This window comes from Alloalcanivorax sp. C16-2, assembly GCF_046507615.1.
Classification (GTDB): Bacteria; Pseudomonadota; Gammaproteobacteria; order Pseudomonadales; family Alcanivoracaceae; genus Alloalcanivorax; species Alloalcanivorax marinus_A.
In genome coordinates this window covers 1,239,434-1,254,717 of the sequence record NZ_JBKFTL010000001.1, presented here as the reverse complement: position 1 = coordinate 1,254,717, position 15,284 = coordinate 1,239,434, and the positions used below count along the sequence as shown (strand labels likewise).

11 protein-coding genes are annotated in these 15,284 nt (G+C 65.3%); 1 reads left to right on the top strand and 10 read right to left on the bottom strand.

What is annotated here, in order from left to right; translation table 11 throughout:
- Positions 1 to 37 precede the first annotated feature (37 nt).
- From ACLD02_RS05990 to guaB, 4 genes are all read right to left on the bottom strand, one after another.
- Positions 38 to 937: a hypothetical protein gene (locus tag ACLD02_RS05990; protein ID WP_410298166.1), complete on the bottom strand. Its 900-nt coding sequence runs from the start codon at positions 935 to 937 to the stop codon at positions 38 to 40.
- Between the two features lie 111 nt (positions 938 to 1,048).
- Positions 1,049 to 1,564, bottom strand: coding sequence for a hypothetical protein (locus ACLD02_RS05985; protein ID WP_410298165.1), 516 nt, complete (start codon positions 1,562 to 1,564; stop codon positions 1,049 to 1,051).
- A 274-nt stretch (positions 1,565 to 1,838) separates the two neighbouring features.
- Complete coding sequence (gene guaA, locus ACLD02_RS05980) at positions 1,839 to 3,410, bottom strand: glutamine-hydrolyzing GMP synthase (protein WP_410298164.1); 1,572 nt, start codon at positions 3,408 to 3,410, stop codon at positions 1,839 to 1,841.
- A 194-nt stretch (positions 3,411 to 3,604) separates the two neighbouring features.
- Positions 3,605 to 5,074, bottom strand: a complete 1,470-nt coding sequence (gene guaB / locus ACLD02_RS05975; RefSeq protein WP_410298163.1) for an IMP dehydrogenase — start codon at positions 5,072 to 5,074, stop codon at positions 3,605 to 3,607.
- 314 nt (positions 5,075 to 5,388) lie between these two features.
- Between guaB and xseA the strand changes: the two genes are divergently transcribed.
- The gene (gene xseA, locus ACLD02_RS05970) at positions 5,389 to 6,735 is read left to right on the top strand and encodes an exodeoxyribonuclease VII large subunit (protein ID WP_410298632.1); all 1,347 of its coding nucleotides are present in this window, start codon (positions 5,389 to 5,391) and stop codon (positions 6,733 to 6,735) included.
- Between the two features lie 148 nt (positions 6,736 to 6,883).
- On the opposite strand, the gene ACLD02_RS05965 is transcribed toward xseA, so the two are convergent.
- From ACLD02_RS05965 to ACLD02_RS05940, 6 genes are all read right to left on the bottom strand, one after another.
- On the bottom strand, positions 6,884 to 8,761 hold the full coding sequence (locus ACLD02_RS05965) for an ATP-binding protein (RefSeq protein ID WP_203104915.1): 1,878 nt from the start codon (positions 8,759 to 8,761) through the stop codon (positions 6,884 to 6,886).
- Complete coding sequence (locus ACLD02_RS05960; protein WP_203104916.1) at positions 8,758 to 9,645, bottom strand: hypothetical protein; 888 nt, start codon at positions 9,643 to 9,645, stop codon at positions 8,758 to 8,760. The genes ACLD02_RS05965 and ACLD02_RS05960 overlap by 4 nt, the downstream gene beginning before the upstream one ends.
- A gap of 14 nt (positions 9,646 to 9,659) precedes the next feature.
- Entirely contained in the window at positions 9,660 to 11,783 is a 2,124-nt protein-coding gene (locus tag ACLD02_RS05955; RefSeq protein ID WP_410298162.1) for a TonB-dependent receptor plug domain-containing protein, read from the bottom strand.
- Positions 11,784 to 11,888: 105 nt separating this feature from the next.
- A complete protein-coding gene (gene der, locus ACLD02_RS05950) occupies positions 11,889 to 13,298 on the bottom strand; it encodes a ribosome biogenesis GTPase Der (RefSeq protein ID WP_203104917.1) in 1,410 nt (469 codons plus the stop codon).
- A gap of 170 nt (positions 13,299 to 13,468) precedes the next feature.
- A complete protein-coding gene (gene bamB, locus ACLD02_RS05945) occupies positions 13,469 to 14,626 on the bottom strand; it encodes an outer membrane protein assembly factor BamB (RefSeq protein ID WP_410298161.1) in 1,158 nt (385 codons plus the stop codon).
- A 16-nt stretch (positions 14,627 to 14,642) separates the two neighbouring features.
- Entirely contained in the window at positions 14,643 to 15,275 is a 633-nt protein-coding gene (locus tag ACLD02_RS05940; protein ID WP_203104918.1) for a tetratricopeptide repeat protein, read from the bottom strand.
- Positions 15,276 to 15,284: the final 9 nt, after the last annotated feature.

The window sequence follows — 15,284 nt, the reverse complement described above, 5'->3', positions numbered from 1 at the left end:
ACGGGTGGGCTTGACTGCCTTTGTTATGCCAAGCGTATCACTCACTAAATATTTCTCCGGATACAGCCAACACTTTATATTTCTTTAAATGACCGGCCTGTGTCGTAATGCGCTGAACTCTACAAAAGACTTCAACAGGCTCTGCCTCAAAGTTTCTCAGAGCATTAGCTCTCAAGCTGTCAACTATAATCTGAATACTTCCTTCGCCCCGAACGTTATCTGCCAACTCGAATGATATCGGCCTTTCTTCTACAGGGACGTAGATTCTTCCCTTGTATGTATTAGAGTTGTAGCTAGAGATAAAGCCTCGAACAATTACCACTTCGTCTTCCACGTACTCCTCGATAATGTACCGAAACGTATCAAACGAAAACACTGGACTGAGAGGAGTCCTCTCATTATTAATGTTTGTATATATTCTCGCTTCTTCAGCAGTCTGATTTTTATATATGGGCCTATGAATTTCTGTTATAGCGGTTGAGCATTTTTCAATGACAGAATCCAGCTGAGCCTCCCGAACTTCGGGAAGCTCTATGTTCTTCTCTTTGCTCTCCTCGTACAGTTGGCCTAAAGATTTGTCGTAGTCGACGTGAAAACCAAGACTTTCAGAGATGACGTAATCGTAGGCAGAATAAACCAAATGGCCGAGAGGTGTATTATTCGGTGCTGTTGCAACATGATACGCCGCTGTCCCTAAAATTAGTACGCCTGCTTTGGCCTTCCAACTTCCTTCTTCCGACGGGAAGGCGTATATCTGCGCACCTTTCAAAGAAGGCGCTTGCGTTATTATTTCACCATTCAATATCAGGTGAGTGGTTATGGCCAAGGATCGTTGAAACCCAATTAACGCTTGAGAGACATCATAAAAGTCTATTTCGTGAGTCTCAGCATCTGCACCTGAATACGAGAGCTCGAACTGAACGTCATATCTTTTCATTTTTTGACCAACTTCACCTAATCCATTTCAAGGCATAACGCCTTGGTTTAGCGGCGCCCTGATAAGGACGTCCGGTGTAGGCCGCAGGCCGGAACGAACTACAACAGTTTGTTAGAGCTCTTTGCGGAGTTTTCTAACTTCATACTCTGATACATTGAACACCAACGAGATTTCAAAATCTGTCATCCCTTCTTGCTTGAGCTGGAGGATTAGCCTTCTTTTTGTTTCTATCGAGCTCTTCTTATCGTAGTAATCCTGCATGACATCACCGCCATTGGCGATGATTTCGGTGTAGTGCTGAGGCGGAGTTTGAAAATATGCTGGCGTAACTATGCTGTATGGCCTTACCCCGAAATAGCCAACCAAAGAAGCCACTAGCCTCAACAGGCACAGCGTAAACAGTGTTTCGTTAAAAGGACGTTCACTCAAAGAGCCAAGCGCCCTTTCGCTCCAATAGCACAATTGCTCCTTGTGCTTTGTGCTCGTTTCGATTTCCGAAACTCTATGGACCACCTTTTGGATTGCTTTTCGATACCAATCTTTCCGTGATTTTTCGGAATGAGCCTGGCCAGCAATATGGAATGCCTTATCCCCTATGAAGGATCGGATAGTGGTTTCAAAGAGCATTTCGTAACCTGGATCCACAACTTGTACCTTTTCGCTCTAACAGGAATTAGGGCGCCATCTCGAATACCCAATGACCGCGCCAGCGCCATATCCCTTTTCTTGATTTCCTATGGTTTTAAATAAAAGCAGAAAAATCAGCCGCTTACAAACCCCACCGCCGGCTGCCTCCTGATATCTTGACCTCCCGCTTTCCCAAAACGCAAAAAGGCCGCCGACGCTCCCGCGCCGGCGGCCTTTTAAGTAAGCCATTACTACCAGGCTAGGCTAGATCAGGTCATTCCCACTCAATCGTAGCCGGCGGCTTGGACGAGATGTCATAGGTCACCCGGCCGATCCCCGGGATCTCATTAATGATCCGGCTGGAGACCTTCTCCAGGAACTCGTAGGGCAGGTGCGCCCAGCGGGCGGTCATGAAGTCGATGGTTTCGACGGCGCGGAGCGCCACCACGTATTCGTAGCGGCGGGCGTCGCCGACGACGCCGACGGATTTGACCGGGAGGAAGACGGCGAAGGCCTGGCTGGTTTTGTGGTAGAGGCCGTCGGCTTTGAGTTCTTCGATGAAGATGTGGTCGGCGAGGCGGAGGGTGTCGGCGTATTCTTTCTTTACTTCGCCGAGGATGCGCACGCCCAGGCCGGGGCCGGGGAAGGGGTGGCGGTAGACCATGTCGTAGGGGAGGCCGAGCTCGAGGCCGATTTTGCGGACTTCATCTTTGAAGAGTTCGCGCAGGGGTTCGACCAGTTTGAGCTTCATGTGCTCGGGGAGGCCGCCCACATTGTGGTGGGATTTGATGACGTGGGCGCCGCCGGTTTTGGAGGCGGCGGATTCGATTACGTCGGGGTAAATGGTGCCCTGGGCGAGCCAGTTGGCGTTTTTCAGTTTGGCGGCTTCGGCGTCGAAGATGTCGATGAAGGTGTTGCCGATGATTTTGCGCTTCTTCTCCGGGTCGGCCTCGCCGGCCAGGCGGGAGAGGAAGTGGTCTTCGGCGTCGACGCGGATGACGCGGACGCCCATGTGGTCGGCGAACATTTCCATGACCTGGTCGCCTTCGCCGTGGCGGAGGAGACCGTTGTCGACGAAGACGCAGGTGAGCTGGTCGCCGATGGCTTTATGGAGTAGCGCGGCGACCACGGAGGAGTCGACGCCGCCGGAGAGGCCGAGGATGACGTGGTCGGTGCCGACCTGTTCCTGGATGGTAGCGATGGCGTCGTCGATGATCTTGGCCGGGGTCCAGAGGGCGTCACAGGCGCAGATTTCGCGGATAAAGCGTTCGAGGATGCGGCCGCCTTGGAGGGTGTGGGTGACTTCCGGGTGGAACTGGACGCCGTAGAAGCGTTTTTCGTCGTTGGCCATGCCGGCGATGGGGCAGCTGTCGGTGGTGGCGGTGACGACGAAGCCGTCGGGCACTTCACCGACGCGGTCGCCGTGGCTCATCCAGACGTCCAGGTATTCAGTGCCGGCTTCTTCGTGGTCGATGATGCCGTTGAGCAGTTCGCTGCCGTCGGCTTTGGCGACGCGGGCGTAGCCGAATTCGTGTTTTTCACCGGCGACGACGGCGCCGCCCAGTTGCTCGGCCATGGTTTGCATGCCGTAGCAGATGCCCAGCACCGGCACGCCCTGTTCGAAGGCCGCTTGGGGGGCGCGGGGCGTTTCGGCGGCGGTGACGGATTCCGGGCCGCCGGAGAGGATGATGCCTTTGGGGTCGAACTCGGCGATGTCCTCGGCGGTGGCGTCGAAGGCGCGGATTTCGCAGTAGACGCCGATTTCGCGCACGCGGCGGGCGATCAGCTGGGTGTACTGGGAGCCGAAGTCGAGGATCAGGATGCGCTGGGCGTGGATGTCTTGCATGGTCCGTTTCCGGTTAGGCCGGCGGTTGCGGGCCGGTTTAAATGCAAAGGCCGGCGGGTGAGCCGGCCGTTTTGGTTTGTTTGGTCTTGCGGTAGGAGCGGCCGGGCGGCGTTCCGCTTTAGCCGCGATTGGGCCTTGATCGGGCCCCGGTTGATCGCGACTGAAGTCGCTCCTACAGCGTTATCACAGGGCCGTTACCCGACTGGATAATTCGGCGCTTCCTTGGTGATGGTCACGTCGTGGACGTGGGATTCCTTCATGCCCGCGTTGGTGACCTTCACGAAGTAGGGCTTGGTGCGCATTTCGTCGATGCCGGCGCAGCCGGTGTAGCCCATGGAGGCGCGCAGGCCGCCCATCAGTTGGTGGACGATGGCGCTCATGGGGCCCTTGTAGGGCACGCGGCCTTCGATGCCTTCGGGCACCAGCTTCTCGATGCCGGCGGCGGCGTCCTGGAAGTAGCGGTCGGAGGAGCCGGTTTTGCCGGACATGGCGCCCAGGGAGCCCATGCCCCGGTAGGCTTTGTAGTAGCCGCCCTGGAACAGTTCCACTTCGCCGGGGGCTTCCTCGGTGCCGGCCAGCAGGGAGCCGATCATGATGGCATGCGCCCCGGCGGCGACAGCCTTGGCGATGTCGCCGGAGAAGCGGATGCCACCGTCGGAGATCAGCGGCACGTCGGTGCCCTTGAGGGCGGCGGCCACTTCGGAGACGGCGGTGATCTGCGGCACGCCGATGCCGGCGACGATGCGGGTGGTGCAGATGGAGCCGGGGCCGATGCCCACCTTGACGCCGTCGGCGCCGGCTTCCAGCAGGGCCTTGGCGGCTTCGGCGGTGGCGATGTTACCGCCGATCACGTCAACCTCGGGGAAGTGTTTCTTGACCCAGGCGACGCGATTGAGCACGCCCTGGGAGTGGCCGTGGGCGGTGTCCACCACGATCACGTCGACGCCGGCTTCCACCAGCGCGGCCACGCGCTCCTCGGTGCCGCCGCCGGTGCCCACCGCCGCGCCCACGCGCAGGCGGCCCTGAGCGTCCTTGCAGGCGTTGGGGTAACGGGTGGCTTTTTCGATGTCCTTGACGGTGATCATGCCGCGCAGGGCGCCGGATTCATTGACCACCAGGATCTTCTCGATGCGGTGCTTGTGCAGCAGCGCCTGCACTTCGCTGGCGTCGGCGCCCTCGCCCACCGTCACCAGGCGCTCGCGGCCGGTCATGATGTCGGCCACGTGCTGGTCGTAGTCGGTGATGAAGCGGGTGTCGCGGCTGGTGACGATGCCCACCACCTGTTCACCTTCCACCACCGGCACGCCGGAGATGTTGTTGGCGTCGGTGAGGTTGATCAGCTCACGGACGGTGGCGTTGGGGCTGATGGTGATCGGGTCCTTGACCACTCCGGATTCGAATTTCTTGACCGCGCGTACCTGCCGGGCCTGGTCTTCCACCGGCATGCTCTTGTGCAGGATGCCAATGCCGCCTTCCTGGGCCATGGTGATGGCCAGGCGGTGTTCGGTGACGGTGTCCATGGCCGCCGAGATCAGGGGGATGTTCAGCTCGATATTGCGCGTCAGGCGCGTCTTGAGCGAGACCTCGTTGGGCAGCACATCGGAGTGGGCGGGCAGGAGCAGAACGTCGTCGAACGTCAGTGCTTCTTGCGCGATTCTGAGCATTTTGCACCCCTAGGCACAGAGAGAAACTGGGGGAGTCTGGACCCCGGAGCGCCGGGCTGTCGCCGGCCGGGAAGCCGGGTCGGGCGGGGAGGAGCCGGCGCGAGGGCGAACCAGGGGCTCCGTTAAATTAAGCCGGATAGTCTACCGGAAAAACCGTCTTTCAGGCAATCCAAAAACGCTGTGAAGCGTGGCCTTCCTGGCCCCGCGCCCATGCTCGTAGGAGCGGCTGAAGCCGCTCCTACAAAGGCACGGGCGCGGGTACCGGCGCGCCTTGAAGGGTGCAAGGGCGCGCGGAAATCGCTACATTGCGCGCCATGGACCCATCATCGCGCAGCCAACCGTATTCCGTCAGCCGCTTGAACCTGGAGGCCCAGGGCCTGCTGGAGGGCAGCTTCCCCTTGATCTGGCTTCAGGGGGAGCTGTCCAATCTGGCGCGGCCCCGTTCCGGGCATCTGTATTTCAGCCTCAAGGACGACCGCGCCCAGGTTAGCGGGGCCATGTTTCGGAATCGTAACAGCCTGCTGCGGTTCCAGCCCCGGGACGGGCAGCAGGTGCTGGTGCGGGCGCGCATCACGTTGTACGTGCCCCGGGGTGGTTTCCAGATCATCGTCGAGCACATGGAAGAGGCGGGTGAAGGCGCCCTGCGGGCACAGTTCGACGCGCTCAAGGCGAAGCTCGAGTCCGAGGGTTTGTTCGCCCAGGAACGTAAGCGCCCACTTCCCTCCTGGCCCAGGCAGATCGGGGTGATCACCAGCCCCAGCGGGGCGGCGATCCGTGACATTCTGCATGTGCTCAAGCGGCGCGCGCCGTCGATTCCAGTGCTGATTTTCCCCACCCCGGTGCAGGGCGCCGAGGCACCGGGGCAAATCCGCGCGGCTTTGGAACGGGCCACCGCCCGGGGCGATTGCGATGTGCTGGTGATCGGCCGGGGCGGCGGCAGCCTGGAGGATCTGTGGGCGTTCAACGACGAGGCCCTGGTGCGGGCGGTGGCGGCCAGTCCGGTGCCCGTGGTGAGCGCCGTGGGCCACGAGGTGGACGTGGCGCTCACCGATTTCGCGGCGGACGTGCGCGCGCCCACGCCGTCGGCGGCGGCGGAGCTGATCAGCCCGGACGGCGAGGCCTTGCTGCAGCGGCTGTCGGTGCTGGCGCGGCGTCAGCGGCAATTCATGGGGCTGGCCCTGCGCGGCCAGCGCCAGCGGCTGGAGGGCCTGACCCGGCGGCTGCAGGTGCGCCATCCGGAGCGGCAGCTGGAGCAGACCCGGCAGTTGGTGGACGAGCAGCAGGCGCGGCTGGCCCGGGCCCTGCGCCAGCGGCTGGCGTTGCTGCAGAGCCGCTGGCGGCCCCTGGACGTGCGCCTGCGCCAGCAGTCCCCGGCCCAGCAGGTGACGCGGCAGGCCCAGCGGCTGGCGGAGTTGCGGCGGCGGCTGCCGGTGCCGCTCACCCATCAACAGCGCCATCTGGCCCAGCGGCTGAGCGGTCTGGGCCACCGGCTGAATACCGCCAGCCCGCTGGCCACCCTGGACCGGGGCTATTCGCTGACGTTGGTGGATGGCGAGCCGCTGCGCTCGGTGGAAAGCCTCCAGAAAGGCCAGACCGTGGAGACGCGGCTGGCGAAGGGCTCCTTCGAAGCCACCGTCACCCGCGTTAACCCCCCGAAGTAAGCCGGCGCGGAGCCCCCCCACTGTAGGAGCGACTTCAGTCGCGATTGCCACGCCGGAAGCTTGCCCAAGCGCCGGATCGCGGCTAAAGCCGCTCCTACAAAGACGTGTCGCGATAACCACGGTGGGGGCCTACCCCAAGGGCCCCGCCTCAGGCAGCGGGGAGGAAGCGGCTGAGCAGGTTGGCGAGCAGGTTGCGGCGGAACGGCTTGGCCAGGTGGGCGTCCATGCCGGCGGCCAGGCAGCGCTGGCGCTCCTCGAACATGGCGTTGGCGGTGAGCGCCACGATCGGCACCGGGTCGCGGCCACTTTCCCGTTCCCGGCGGCGCAGGGCGCGGGTGGCTTCCAGGCCGTCCATGATCGGCATCTGCACGTCCATAAGGATGCAGTTGAAGCGCTGCTCACCGGCCAGGGCCAGGGCGCTGGCGCCATCACCGGCGGTGACCACTTCCAGACCCAGGTGCTCAAGCATGCGCCGCGCCACCAGCCGGTTCACCTCATTGTCTTCCACCAGCAGCACTCGGCCGCTGAGCCGTTCCGGGCGGCGCTCGCGGTGGTCGAGCTCGGTGAGTACCGCCGGGCGGGTGTGCAGGCGCAGGGTGAGGGTGAAGCAACTGCCCTCCCCCGGCTCGCTGATCAGCGTCAGGTCGCCGCCCAGGATGCGCGCCAGGCGGCGGGCGATGACCAGGCCCAGGCCGGTGCCGCCGAAGCGCCGGGAGGCGGAGGAATCCACCTGGGAGAAGGCGCGGAACAGTTTCTCGCGCTGCTCGGGGCGGATGCCAATGCCGGTGTCGCGCACGTCGATGGCCAGGTCGATGATGTCCTGGTGCTGGTCGCAGATGCTCACCTGCACACGGATGCCGCCGGCCTCGGTGAACTTCACCGCGTTGGAGATCAGGTTGCTGAGGATCTGGCGCAGGCGGGTGGGGTCGGAGCGGATTTCCAGGTCCGCCAGGCAGCCGGCGCCCTCCAGGCGCAGGTACAGCCCTTTTTCCCGGGCCAGGTAGCGGAAGGTGCCGACGCAGTTGTTGAGCAGCGGCACCGGCGCGAAGAAGGTCTGCTCCACCTCCATGCGGCCAGCCTCGATGCGGGAAAAATCGAGGATATCGTTGATCACTTCCAGCAGGTGGCCGGTGGATTCCAGGGCGGCCTGGGTGTATTCGCGCTGCTCGTCGTCCTGGCGGGTGGTTTCCAGCAGTTGCAGCATGCCGAGCACGCCATTCATGGGGGTGCGCAACTCGTGGCTCATCATCGCCAGGAATTCACTTTTCGCCTGGCTGGCCTGCTGGGCCTGCCGGTGGGCGTCGCGCAGGTCGGCGATGGCCCGTTGCTGGTCTTCCCGGGCCTGCTCCAGGCCGGCGGCCAGGTCGTTGATGTTGGTCTGCAGGGCCGCCAGCTCCCCTTCCAGGAGCCGGGTACCGCGGGCCTGGTAATCGCCACCACGGATCACCCGCACCAGCCGGGACAGGTGAGTCACCGGCTCGGCGATGCGGCGCGCCAGGTAGCGGGCGATCAGCAGGCCCACCACCACCGCCAGCAGGGCGGGCAGCAGGCTGGCCACCAGGATCTCCTTCTGGCGCGCCAGGATGCGCCCCCGGGACAGCCCCAGCACCACTTCGCCAATGCGATCCGGCTGGTCCCTGACCACGTCCAGGCCACCGTCCACCAGCGCCGGCTGGCGGTAGATACCGGCGTGGAAAGCGAGCACGGCGCCGGTGTCATCGCGGGATTCGCCGGCACGCAGCAGCGGCTCGCCCTGCTCGTCCAGGAAGGCCACGTAGCGCACGTCCGGTCGCTCCAGCACCATGCGAGCCTGGCGGCGGAGATCGTCGATGTTGCCGGAAAGCACGCCGTACTCGGCGCCGGCGGCCATTTGCTGGGCCAGGAAGCCACCCAACTGGCGCACTTCCTTGTCCACGTCCTCGAAGCGCTGCCAGGTCAGCGCCACCAGCACCAGAACCAGCATGATCAAGGCGGGGATCACCCCGAGCCATTGCAGTTGTCGGCGGATGCCGCCGGTCAGTCTCATGGCGAAGTCTCCAGGATGCGCTCCAGCCGCGCACGCTCGACGATGCTCAGGCCGTAGGCGCGGGCCACGTGGTCGTTCACCGCCAGGGAATAATGGCCGGCGAAGCCCTGGGCCGGCCATGCCCCGTGGCGGCGCCGCGCCTCCAGCCAGTCCAGGGCGCCGCGTGCCAGGTCGCGCGGATCCAGGTAGGCGCTGGCGACGCTGCCGGCGTGCACGAAATCGGCGCCGGGGCCGAACACCGGCACCCGCTGCCGGTAGCTGGTGAGCAGCACCAGCTTGGCGGCGCCCGGGCCAAACAGGACGTCGTCCTCGGGCAGCAACAGCGCGTCCCAGTCGGGCAGGTGACGGCGCAGCAGGGGCGCCAGCCGGGCAGGCCCGGGCACCAGCACGGCTTCCAGAAGGCGCCCACGGGGCGCGGTCAGCGGTGGGGCCCAGGCGCTGCTCGGGCCGAACAGCACGCCGATGCGACCGGCCTCGGGCATCAGGGCCTCGATCAGCGCCAGTTGCGTGGCCAGGGGCACGCCACGCCAGATGGCACTGCAGTGGCAGCCCGGCCTGACCAGGCCGGCGGCGGCGCGCGGCACCGCCAGCCCCAGCAGCGGGCCGTGGCCCGGGTCGGCGAGTTCGGCGCGGAAGGCGGCTTCTCCCAGGGCCAGGGTCACGGCGGCACCCTGCTCCACCACCGCGACCCGGCCACCACCGGCGCTCTCCAACAGGCTGGCGAACCGTTGCGCCACGGTCGCGTCCGGCGCGCGCAGGCGCACCGTCAACGGCTCGGCCCAGACCGGGCCCGCCCACAGGGCCGCGGCCAGCAGCAGGCTCGCGGCCCACCCTAAGCGGGTGACTCCGAGGCTCCGTCCTGTGCTGCCGGTGGCGTCCATCATGGTTCCCTCGCCCGCTAGAAGTTCACGGAGACCGTGAGCCAGTAGCGTTGATCGTCCTGATAGAGGTTTTCGGAGTACACCACCGGCTGGTTATTGAGCGGCTGCTGCACCTGCAGGCGCCATTCCCATTCCGCGCCGGCCAGCCTTTGCCGCCAGCCGAGTTGGGCATCCAGGCGTTCAAAGGGGTGATCATTGTAGTCCCGGGCCAGGTACCAGGCGGTGGACCACCACCAATCGCGGTGGAACCGCCACAGCCACAGGGCACTGGCGCTGTCGCGGGCGGCGAAACGGGTTTCCGTGGCATCGGCGGCGCGGGTGTGTATATGGGCGCCGGTGAGCCGCAACAGATGACGGCCGGAGGGGCGCCAGCTCAGCTGTGCCTCGGTGCCCCGGTGGGCTACCTCACCGTCGTTGTCGGGTTCGAAGTTGAACGGGTTAAGGGCGCCGCTGACCAGGTCCCAGAGCTCCTCCCGGAAGTAGCGTACATCCACCTCGAACCCGCCGACGCCCTCCACGGCGAAGCGGCCGTAGTAACCCAGTTCCCGGGAGCGGATGCGCTCCGTGTTCAGGGTGCCGGGGCTGTTCTGGGTGATGAAGAAATAGGCCGGGTCCCAGCCAAGCAGGCCCTGGCGGTCGCCGTAGGGGCCAGACAGGCCGCTGATCGGCAGGTTGATGCGCGCCTGATCCTCGTAGATGTCCGGGGTGCGCAGGGCGCGGGCGTACACGGCGCGCAGGGTGTGGCCTGGCATCAGTTCCCAGTTGACGCCGGCGCGGGGGCTGAAGTGGGGGCCGCTGATCTCGTCGTGCTCCCAAAAACCGGCCAGGTTGACGGTCACCGGCGGCAGCGGCTTGAGCGCCAGGCTGGTGAACAGGCGGTGGCTCAGATTCTCGGCGGTGCCGGACAGAAACGCCTGGGAGCGGGCCCGGTCCTGGCGCAGGTTGAGGCCCGTGACCAGGCGCGCCCAGGGGCGCAGTTGCAGGGTGTCCTGCAGTTCCAGATCGTAGCGGTCCTCGCGCACATCCAGATAACCGATGCCGCAGAAGGGCCCGCCGCCGCTGGCCAGCAGAGTCGCGTAGCGGCTCTGGATGGCCGGGTTGGCGGCGGCGGTGGCCAGGGTCTGGCCGATGTCTCCGCCGTTGGCCAGGAAGTGCTCACGCAGCTCCCGGGAAAAATAAAGGCCGCCGCCGGGCCCCAAAGCGCCGGTGAGCGGGTCCTGGTAGCACAGGTCCAGGTTGATGTCGTCGTTGTTGTACTGGCCATAGAAGCTCGCCTTGAATCCGTGGCGAGGTGACACCTGGCGCTGCCATTCCAGGCCGAGGAAGGCTCGTTCGGTCCGTTCCTGGCTGTCGTCACGGTAGGTGGCGATGGCGTCCAGCCCGCTTTCGTTGGGGCGGTCGAGCCGGGTGCGGCTGCCGCCGGCATGGACGGTAAGGGTGTCACGGGGCCCCAGCTCCCACACCGAGCGGCCATTAAGGGTGGTGACGCGCTTGGCGTCACCGGTGTCCAGGGGGGGTACGCCGGCGTCGTAGCCGTCGTCGCGGCGATCATTGAGGCTCAGCCGCCAGGCGCCGTTGCCGAACTGGTGGGCGGCGGCCACGCGTGTGTCGAGGATGCCATTGTTGCCAAGCCGCAGCCGTGCCTGCTGGCCGTCCACGTCGCGGGGATCACGGGTGATGATGTTGATCACGCCGGTAAAGGCGTTGGCGCCGTAGGCGGCGGAGGCCGGGCCGCGGGTCACCTCGATGCGCTCCACGTCCTCCAGGCCCACCGGGATGGCGTTCCAGTCCACGCGGGCGAAACCGGGCTGGTAGACGCTGCGGCCATCCACCAGCACCAGCATGCGGCGCTGATCGCGGGCCTGGGTACCGTGGTAGCTCACCGAGGGCAGATTGCCGTCGGCCTTGGCCACGCTCATGCCGGGCACCAGGCGCATTACTTCATGGAGTTCCCGGGCGCCGCTGGCGAGAATCAGTTCGCGATCGATCACGGTGACGCTGGCGGGCACCTCCGAGACCGGCTGGTCCAGGCGCGCCGGCGTCAGCACGCGCGGCACCTCGGCGTCCGCGTCGTCGAACTGGCCCCAGGCCGGCGCCGCCAGCCCCAGTGCCAGCAGCGCGCATCCCCCAATGCGTCTCACGATTCTTCCCCCGGCCCCACCGCAGGTGCGGCATCAGCCGCGATCACCGAGGCATCCCGGCCCGGCCGTTATCGCGACCGAAGCCGCTCCTACTGGGGCAACATGCTATTTCTTAACGTGTTTCATCATGCGCCTCTTGCGCTTGATCTGCCGTTCGGTGAGCTGATTCTTGCGCCCCTCGTAGGGGTTGTCACCGGATTTCAGTTCCAGCCGGATCGGCGAACCCTCGATCTTGAGCAGCTCCCGGAAGCGGTTTTCCAGATAGCGCTGGTAGCTGTTCGGCAGCGACTCGGTGCGGTTGCCGTGGATCACCACCGTGGGCGGGTTGGAGCCGCCCAGGTGCGCGTAGCGCAGCTTGGCGCGGAAGCGGCCGTTGCGCGGCGGCGGGTGGGAAACGGTGATGTCCTGCAACATACGCGTCAGCGCGTTGCTGCCGAGCTTGAGGAAGGCGGATTCCCAGGCCCGCTCCACATAGCCGAACAGATCCCCCACGCCGGTGCCGTGCAGGGCCGAGATGAAGTGCACCTTCACCCAGGGCACGAAATGCAGGCGCCGCTCCAGTTCGGTTTTCACCCATTGCCGGTGGTCCGGCTCCAGGCCGTCCCATTTGTTCACCGCTACCACCAGGGCGCGACCCGCTTCCAGCACATAGCCGAGCAGGTGCAGATCCTGGTCGGTGATGCCGTCGCGGGCATCCACCACCAGCACCACCACCTGGGCCGCGTCCACCGCCTGCAGGGCCTTGATCACGGAGAATTTTTCCACCGCTTCGTGGACCTTGCCGCGACGGCGGATGCCGGCGGTGTCGATCAACACGTAGTCGCGGGGTTCGCCGCCGTCCTTGGGCTGGCGGGTGAAGGGCACCTCGATGCTGTCACGGGTGGTGCCGGCGTGGTCGTAGACGATCACCCGCTCCTCGCCGAGGATACGGTTGATGAGCGTGGATTTGCCCACGTTGGGCCGCCCCAGTACCGCCACGCGCACGGTGTCCGGGTCCTCGGGGACGGCCTCTTCGTCCTCGGCGTCCGGGAAGGCATCCAGCACGGTGTTGACCATGGCGCGCACGCCGCGACCGTGGGCGGCGGCGATCGGAAACAGGTCGCTGAGGCCCAGGGCGTAGAAGTCCGCCATGGCGGTTTCCGGGTCCAGGCCGTCGGTCTTGTTGACCACCAGGAACACCGGCTTGGGCAGCTTGCGCAGCTCCATGGCCACCTGCTCGTCGGCGGCGGTAAGGCCGGCGCGGCCATCCACCAGGAACAGTACCGCGTCGGCTTCGCCCACGGCCTGACGGGCCTGGTCGGTCATTGGCCGGTCGATGCCCTCCTCGCTCTCGCCGATGCCGCCGGTGTCCACCACCGTATAGGGGCGCTCGCCGAGTTTGCCGTCACCGTATTGACGGTCCCGGGTGAGGCCGGGGAAGTCCGCCACGATGGCGTCGCGGGTGCGCGTGAGGCGATTGAACAGGGTGGATTTGCCCACGTTCGGGCGCCCCACCAGGGCGATTACGGGCTTCATTAAGTGCTCAAGGGTCGGAAGAGATGGCTGTCAGGCCGCCATGATACCGGATAGGGCGGCGGACGCCACACATGGCGCGCCGCCGAGGCCGGCGGCCCGGAAAGCGGGCCGCCTGAACGGAACCGTAGGAGCGGCTTCAGCCGCTCCTACCGAGCCCTGGGGCGGGCGGGTCAGTCGCGCTCTTCGATGCGATAGGCGGCCAGCCGGCCGTCGGCGCTAAGGGCGTAGAGCACGTCGTCGTAGACCACCGGGGTGCCGGCGAACGGGTCGCCGTCATGATGATAACGGGCCACCAGTTCGCCGGTGTCCGCGTCCATCCAGTGCAGATAGCCTTCGAAATCACCGACCACCACCAGGCCACCCTGCACCACGGTGCCGGTGAGACGGCGACCGTAGAGTTTGTCCTGCTGCCACAGGAAGCTGCCGCTGCGCTGCTCGGCGGCGCGCACCAGGCCGTCGCTGTCGGCGACGAACAGGGAGCCCAGGTAGGAGCTCAGTTCCTGATGGCTGGAAAGGTCCTTGTTCCAGTACGGGCGACCGTTTTCCCAGTCGAGCACGGCCAGCTTGCCCTGGAAGGTGGCCGTGAACACGCCGCCATTTTCCACCAGCAGGCTGGAATCCACGTCCACCAGACGATCCAGCTCGGAGCGACCGGTCGGCTCGGCCACGCGCCGCTCCCAGATCGGGGCGCCGGTTTCCAGCTCGATGGCGGCCACCTTGCCGCTGGCGAAGCCGGCGTAGACGCGACCGCTTTCGATCACGGGCTGGGCGGCGCCCAGCAGGGTCAGGTTGGGCACCGTGGTTTCGTAGTCCCAGACCTGCTCGCCGGTTTCCGCGTCCAGAGCCTGCACGTGGCCGTCGATGGTCTGGAAGATGGCCAGCAAACCGTTGCTGGTGGGCTCGGCCATTACCTCACTGCTCACCGGGGTACGCCAGAGTTCCTCGCCGGTCTCCGCGTCCAGGGCCACGGCGTCGCCTTCGCGGGTGCCGTACAGCACCTGGCCATAGCCGGCGTACAGGCCGCCGGAGATACGATCACCGGTCTTGGCGCGCCACTGGCGCTTGCCTTTTTCACGGTCGAAACCGTAAACGCGACCTTGAACGTCGGCGGCGAACACGCGCTGGGCGGTGACCGCCGGGCGCAGGGTGACGGCGCTTTCCTCGACGCCATCTCCGGCACCGGAACGCCACAGGCGATCCACGTCGAAGCGCTTGTCGTAGTCCGGCAGCGGGTTGGGTTCAATGGCGTTGGGGTTGCTGGAGCAACCGGCCAGCGCCATCACGCAAAGCAGTACGGCGGCCGCGGGGGCGGAAAACGAATGTTTCACGAATAAAGGCTCACGATTAGGACTTCAGGTCGTCGAGTTTCATTTGCACGCGGTCCCGGGCGGCGCCTTCGTCCAGCGCCTCCAGGGCGTCGCCGTAGGCGGCGCGGGCCGCGTCCTGGTTGTCCCGGGCGCTGGCGATGTCCCCCTTCAGCTCCAGCGCCTGGCCTTGCCAGGCCTCCGGGAAGGTGCGCGAGATCTGCTTGTCGGCGGCGTCCAGGTCACCCTGGGCGATCAGAACACGGGCCAACCGCAGGCGCGCGGTGTATTCCAGCTCGCGGGTGGCCGGGTCCTCGGCCACGGTGGTGAGCTGCTCGGCGGCGGCGCCCAGGTCGCCGTCATTGACGGCCAGTCTGGCCAGGGCGAGATGCGCGTAGCCAGCGTAGGCGCTGCCACCGAAATCCTCGATCAGGGTGTTGGCGGCGTTGCGTACCAGGTCCGCGTCGCCTTGCTGGCCGAGCGCGGTCATCATCGCTTCGTAATGTTGCGACGCCTCGCCGGCCTGGCCAGCGCTGTGGTCCTGCCACTGGCGCCAGCCGAGCAGCGCGCCGATGGCGAGCACGATCACGATGATCGTGGCGGTGCCATTCTTCTGCCACCATTCCTTGAGCCGTTCGGCCTGTTCTTCTTCGTCGCGGATGTAGTCGACCACCCCAGTTCT